Source organism: Xanthovirga aplysinae, assembly GCF_009711365.1.
In the GTDB taxonomy this organism is placed as follows: domain Bacteria; phylum Bacteroidota; class Bacteroidia; order Cytophagales; family Cyclobacteriaceae; genus Xanthovirga; species Xanthovirga aplysinae.
In genome coordinates, this window is sequence record NZ_SMMB01000900.1 from 1 (window position 1) to 5,189 (window position 5,189).

At 38.4% G+C, this 5,189-nt stretch carries 4 protein-coding genes; 1 reads left to right on the forward strand and 3 read right to left on the reverse strand.

Features of this window, described 5'->3' with window-relative positions:
- Window positions 1-65 precede the first annotated feature (65 nt).
- The 3 genes from E1171_RS07690 to E1171_RS07700 all read right to left on the reverse strand — a co-directional run bounded on the left by E1171_RS07690 (window position 66) and on the right by E1171_RS07700 (window position 4,028).
- Window positions 66-1,106, reverse strand: coding sequence for an ABC transporter ATP-binding protein (locus E1171_RS07690; RefSeq protein WP_155205431.1), 1,041 nt, complete (start codon window positions 1,104-1,106; stop codon window positions 66-68).
- A complete protein-coding gene (locus E1171_RS07695; protein ID WP_155205432.1) occupies window positions 1,087-2,727 on the reverse strand; it encodes an ABC transporter permease in 1,641 nt (546 codons plus the stop codon). The genes E1171_RS07690 and E1171_RS07695 overlap by 20 nt, the downstream gene beginning before the upstream one ends.
- A 236-nt stretch (window positions 2,728-2,963) precedes the next feature.
- Window positions 2,964-4,028 (reverse strand): Fe(3+) ABC transporter substrate-binding protein, encoded by a 1,065-nt coding sequence (locus E1171_RS07700; protein ID WP_155205433.1) that lies wholly within the window; start codon window positions 4,026-4,028, stop codon window positions 2,964-2,966.
- A 199-nt stretch (window positions 4,029-4,227) separates the two neighbouring features.
- On the opposite strand from E1171_RS07700, the gene E1171_RS07705 reads away from it, so the two are divergent.
- A complete protein-coding gene (locus tag E1171_RS07705; protein WP_155205434.1) occupies window positions 4,228-5,166 on the forward strand; it encodes a hydrogen peroxide-inducible genes activator in 939 nt (312 codons plus the stop codon).
- Window positions 5,167-5,189 lie beyond the last annotated feature (23 nt).

A 5,189-nucleotide genomic window follows, 5' to 3' on the forward strand; every position in this document is an offset into this window, starting at 1 on the left:
AGGAAGATACGATTAATGATCTCCCTCGCTTAAAAGGACCATCTCCTTACTTTTTCTATTCAATTTTAACTAGGTATAACCCAAATTGCCTCCGAATTTAATTCGAAATCCAACTTTTCCCCCTGCTCAAACCCCTGTTTACCTTTTGCCAAAATCAAAAATTCCCGATTCTTAACTGCTAAGGTTATTTCCAGATGGTCACCTAGATAATTAATATGTTTTATAACTCCCTGCCCTGGTAAATCTTCACTTTTTGACAAATGAATATGTTCCGGCCTAATCGCCAATTTTACAGGTTGACTCCAATTTCTTGCTTCAGCAGTTGGGATAAAACCCAATTCTGTTAAAAACCCATCCTCCTTTGGTTCGGCCTTTACAAAATTAATTTTTCCAAAAAAACGGGCTACATAAGCATTACAAGGCTTTTCATACAGTTCGTCGGGCGTACCAATCTGCTGAATTTCCCCTTCCTTTAAAATAGCAATCCGATCTGCAGTAGAAAGGGCATCTTTAGTGTCATGGGTTACAAAAACAGCGGTGGTACGGGTCTTTTTTATAATTTGTCGAACTTCTTCCCTCACTTGGTCTTTTAACAAGGCGTCCAAGTTACTGAAAGGTTCATCTAACAAAAGAAGCTCGGGACGAGGAGCTAATGCCCGGGCCAAGGCTACCCTTTGCTGTTGTCCCCCGGAAAGTTCGTGAGGATAACGTTTATCAAAGCCGGTGAGGCCCACTAAATCCAACATTTCTTTGACCCTTTTCTCTTTTTCCGCACGCTTTTGTTTATGCAATCCAAAGCTAATATTTTGATATAAGTTTAAATGAGGAAATAGAGCATAATCCTGAAAAACCATTCCCAAATGCCGTTTCTCTGGAGAAACAAATTTTCGGTCACTAACAATTTCCTGCCCCTTAACCCTAATTTCGCCCTTATCTGCTCGCTCAAAACCTGCGATGAGACGGAGAAGAGTTGTTTTTCCACTTCCACTTTCACCAATCAAGGCCAATAATTCTCCTTCCTCCACCGAAAGATTAATATTATTTAAACAAAAGCCTTTCTTGCCTCCAAACTGTTTTCGCAAAGCATTAAGCTGCAATATTTCCATTACTTTTTTGTTTTGAAATAAGCCTGTTTAATAAAATAATGGGCAGAATCCCTATTAAAATAATCACCAAAGCCGCGTTGGCAGATTCTGCTACCTGCTCATCTCCCGCTAAAATATACGCACTGGTGGCTAAAGTATTAAAATTAAACGGTCTTAGAATTAATGTTAGAGGAAGTTCCTTCAATACATCCACAAAAACTAAGATAGCTGCTCCCAAAAGAGCTTCTTTTATTAAGGGAAGATTTATTTTCCAAAGCGTTAAGGAAGGACTCACACCCAAGGAACGAGAAGCCTCATCTAAACTCCCACAAGTTTTCGTAAAACCTGACTCGATAGGATTATAGCTAACGGCCAAAAAACGAACCAAATAAGCAAATACTAATACTAAAAAAGTGCCATTCAGCAAAAATCCGGCATTGATGCCAAATAAATCTTCTAGCCAATTACCTAATTGTTTATCAAGGAACAAAACAGGTACCATTACCCCAACAGCAATCACCGCTCCCGGTATAGAATACCCCATTACCGCTATTCGAGACAAATATTTTACCCAGTTTGGTTGATTTAGTCTGAGAGAATACGCCAAAATCACCGAAACGCCAATGCATAGGAAGGATGCCGTTACAGCCAACAAAAAGCTATTACCCAATAAAATAAAGAACGTATTATTTACCACATGGGCGGCTGTCAAGTAAACCCAATAGATTAATTGACTGACAGGAATAATGAATCCAAATAATAGCGGTAAGATACAAACCACCATACTGAAGACTTTTTGAAGCCCTGATAATTTATAAGATTGAAAAGGAGGAGCCACACCCTTTGAATGGAAACGCGCCTTACCTCTTTGGTAACGCTCAAGAGTTATAATTAAGAAAACTGCAAACAATAAAAGAATGGCCATGCGAATAGCCGCATTTAAATCCCCAAGAGAAAACCAAGCACGAAAGATTCCCGTCGTAAAGGTATTTATGCCATAATAGGTAACTGCTCCATAATCGTTAAGCACTTCCATCAATACCAAGAATAATCCTCCAAAAATTGCCGGACGACTAACAGGTAACACTACTTTAAAGAAGCTCTCCCAGGAGGAACTTCCTAAATTTCGACTAGATTCCAGCAATGTTTGTGATTGTTTGAGGAAAGCCGCTCTCGCACTTACATAAACATAGGGATAAAGTGCAAGGGCCATGACGAATATGGCACCTTTAAGGTTCATAATATCAAACCATTCCTGAGAGACCTCCCAACCCAGGGAGTTTCTTAAAAAAACTTGAAGAAAACCTGTATAATCTAATATACCAACATATGTGTAGGCTAGAATATAGGAGGGTATGGCCAACGGCAGGATTAACATCCACTCAAAATATTTTCGGCCGGGAAATTCACAAGTACTTACCAACCAGGCTGCCGGAACTCCAAATAACAAACTTAAGCCTCCCACTCCCAAAAGTAGCCAAAAGGAATTACTTACATATTCAGATAAAACAGTTTGGGATAAATGTTGCCAAGTTTCACTTGAGGGCCCAAATAAATTAATAAGAAGGGTAAAAAGGGGTGTTGCAAACAGAAAAACAATCACCACTATGTTCAACGTCCAACGATTAACTGACCGCAACAAAAGAATAACCTTTTAATAAATAATTGAATAAAATTGAAAAGCAAAGTTAATATAGAAAAGGATAGGCCCTATTCTTTCCCAAAAAAACTATTCCTCAATTGGAATAAGCAATGGGTGCTTTTTTAAGGTTAAACATCAAAATGAAGCTTTTAGTAAAAAAGAAAAGGGGAAAGGCTTCCACCCAAATTCCCCTTTTCGAAACTTCATTTTTAGAAAAAAGGGCATACTTCCTTCCCTTATTTCCAGCCCACTTCATCAAAAATCATAACCGCTTCCTGATTATGCTTGCCTAAAGCATCAAAATCAATAGGATCAGTTTTGAAAGATCCCCAGCTATCCAATAAATCCACATGATCGGCCTTTGGGTTGACAGGATATTCAAAATTCACTCCTGCAAACATATTTTGTGCTTCTACCCCGGAAAGAAACTCAATAAAACGAACAGCATTTTCTTCGTGCGGAGCGTGAGCAGTAACCCCAATTCCACTGATATTTACATGTGTTCCCCGGTCCTCCTGGTTAGGAAAGAAAACACCCACAGACTGACCTGCTTTCACCTCCTCCGGGCTTTTCGAATTCAATAATTTTCCCAGATAATAGGTATTGACAATAGCTATGTCTGCTACTCCTGCTGCCACAGCTTTAATCTGATCCCTATCTCCACCCTTAGGATCCCTGGCAAAATTTTCAACAATTCCTCTTGCCCATTCTTTAGCCTTTTCTTCTCCACTATGTTCAATAATGGATGCCAAAAGAGCCTGATTATATTCCTGGGATGAAGAACGAGTGATAAGTCTTTTACGCCATTTAGAATTTGTCAGGTCTTCATAAGTAGAAAGCTCCTCAGGTTTTACCCTGTCTTTGGCATAAGCAATGACCCTTGCCCGGTAAGTCAAACCAAACCAATAACCATCTTTATCCCTATAATGAGCAGGAATTTGTTCATTTAATTTCTCTGAGGAAATTGCTTTTAACAAACCCTTTTCTTTTGCCCTATACAGGCGACCTCCATCCACGGTTATCAAAACATCGGCGGGTGATTTATCCCCTTCCATTTCCAGTTTATGAATTAACTCATCAGCGCTTGCGTTCACCACATTCACTTTTATTCCTGTTTCTTTGGTGAAAGTATCAAAAAGTTGCTGATCAGAGGCATAATGTCTGTGGGTATAGACATTCACCACCTGATCTTTTTTCTCTTCATTTGCTGTTTCTTTTTGTTCCTGCTTTTTAGTGCTGCATGCGGTCGTCAAAGCCGCCATTGCTAAGCCTGCCAAAAAATATTTTCTAATATTCTTCATTGGTGTATTAAGTTTTTGTTACAGTTTCGCCTTGCAAACTTAAGATTTATTTAGATTAAATCTAAACAAGAAAAATGGATTTTTTAAGTTTATATGTAAGGTCTGGTGAAGAATTTAGGAAAATGATGAACAGATCTAAGTATTTTCTTTTACTGCAAATACCTTTTAAATATCTTCACCATTGCTGAAATTTACCGTTATGACACTTACTCAACTCGAATATATTATTGCTGTAGATACCTACCGGCATTTTGCTCGTGCCGCAGAACATTGTTACATTACCCAGCCTACCTTAAGTATGCAAATTCAAAAACTAGAAGAGGAATTGGGCATTTTAATTTTTGACCGAAGCAAACAACCGGTTGGGGTTACTGAAATTGGACAAAGAATTATCGACCAGGCAAGAATAACCGTAAAAGAAGCCAGAAAAATTCCTGAAATGATCGCTGATGAAAAACAGGGAATTTCAGGAGAACTAAAAATTGGAATCATCCCTACCTTGGCTCCTTATCTTTTACCCAGATTTGTTCCTACTTTTCTGCAAAAATACCCTAAGGTTGAAGTACAGGTTGAAGAGCTTCTTACCGATGAAATTTTGCGCAAAATAAAAAAAGAAGAACTGGATGCGGGTATTTTGGTTACCCCAGTAGATGATAATCTAATTACCGAAAGGAAAATCTTTTATGAAGATTTTTTAGCTTATGTGTCAGACAAACATCCCTTATTTAAAGAAAAGGACATCTCTTCTACTGAATTAGAAATTAATGACGTTTGGCTACTTAACCAAGGTCATTGTTTTAGAAGTCAAGTACTCAACATTTGCAATTCTTCTTACCACCAACTCAAAAGCAAACACTTCAGATATGAAAGTGGCTCATTGGAAGCTTTAAAGAACATTGTAGATTCTCATGGTGGAATTACTCTTTTACCGGAACTGGCCACTTATGGGTTAACAGAAGAAGATCAGGAAAAACTTCGGGTTTTTGATAAACCGCGACCGGTTCGGGAAGTAAGTCTGGTTATGCACAAGAGCTTTTTGAAGAAAAAATTATTGGAGGCCCTTTATAGTGAAATAAGCTCAACGGTACCTCCTCATATGCGGGAAAAGCTTAAAGGGCAAATCATCAAGTGGAAATAGCATTTTAATTAATGGTTGCTAAA